Here is a 1,342-nt window from a genome sequence, read left to right on the forward strand (position 1 = left end):
GGGACTATCCATCTGATTGTGTAAATAGAAAACTACGGGATTTTTCTCGTAGTTTTTTTATTTATGTATTAACTTTGTAAAAATCAGATTTAATGGACATTCCTAAAGAATTTTTAAGTAAAGAGTTTCTGTCCCAGTTTAAGACAGGCGAAGATGTGACTGCTTTCATGAAAGAGCTTCATACTCGTGTTTATGAACAAATGCTGGAAGCAGAGATGGATAACCATTTAGGTTATGAGAAACACTCCAATCAAGGAGATCATAGTGGCAACTCCCGCAATGGTAGTTATAGGAAGCAGATTCAAACAGAAATGGGTGAATCTGTTATTCAGGTTCCTCGTGATCGGGAAGGTGAATTTGAGCCTATTGTCATTCCTAAGCATCAATCCCGCGGCTTATCTATTGAACGCCTTGTCATCTCTCTTTATGCCAAAGGTATGAGCGTCGCTGACATTGAGTCGGAGATGCAGGAAATATACGGTATTAACCTCTCCACCTCCGCTATCTCCATTATCACCAATAAAGTCAGCCAGGCTGCAACAGAGTGGCAAAATCGGCCTTTGGAAAGTTTATATATGATTGTCTGGATGGCATCGTATTCAAAGTCAGAGAAAACGGCAAAGTGATCAACAAGACTGTTTACCTATGTGTAGGTCTGAACAAGGAAGGCTTGAAAGAAGTATTGGGTATGTGGATTGGCAAAAATGAGAGTGCCGCTTTCTGGATGGGTGTTTTAACGGATCTCAAAGCCCGTGGTGTAGAAGATATTCTGATTACAGTTACTGATAACCTGAATGGATTTACGGAAACCATCAAGAGTGTATTTCCTGCCTCTACTACTCAAATATGTGTGGTACACCAAATTAGGAACTCCTGTCGCTATGTCGTCTGGAAAGAAAAAAAGGAGTTCACTGCCGATTTGAAGAACATCTATAACGCACCTACTAAAGAAGCAGCTGAGATGGAGTTGGATAACTTTGAGCAAAAATGGGGTGCTAAATATCCATATGCGATACGCTCATGGAGAAATAATTGGGAAGAACTGACCGTGTTCTTTGATTTCCCCGTCGAGATTAGAAAGATTATCTATACCACTAATCTCATTGAAAATCTGAATGGGAAAATTAGAAAGTACACCAAAAACAAGCTATCATTTCCGAATGATGATGCGCTGAAAAAATCTGTCTATCTGGCTATTAACGAAATCGAAAAGAAATGGTATCAACCTATTTGGAATTGGGCATTGATATTTAACCAATTTATTACTATATTTGAAAACAGGATTCAAGTATAAAACCCGAATCCTGAAGTTTTCTATTTACACAAAATGGTGGACAGTGCC

General features: G+C 38.9%; 1 pseudogene. It reads left to right on the plus strand.

The features are described from left to right. Positions 1-92 precede the first annotated feature (92 nt). A pseudogene (locus BLW31_RS23705) lies at positions 93-1,294 on the plus strand (IS256 family transposase). The last annotated feature ends 48 nt before the right edge of the window (positions 1,295-1,342 follow it).

The organism is Bacteroides faecis MAJ27 (assembly GCF_900106755.1).
GTDB classification, from domain to species: Bacteria; Bacteroidota; Bacteroidia; order Bacteroidales; family Bacteroidaceae; genus Bacteroides; species Bacteroides faecis.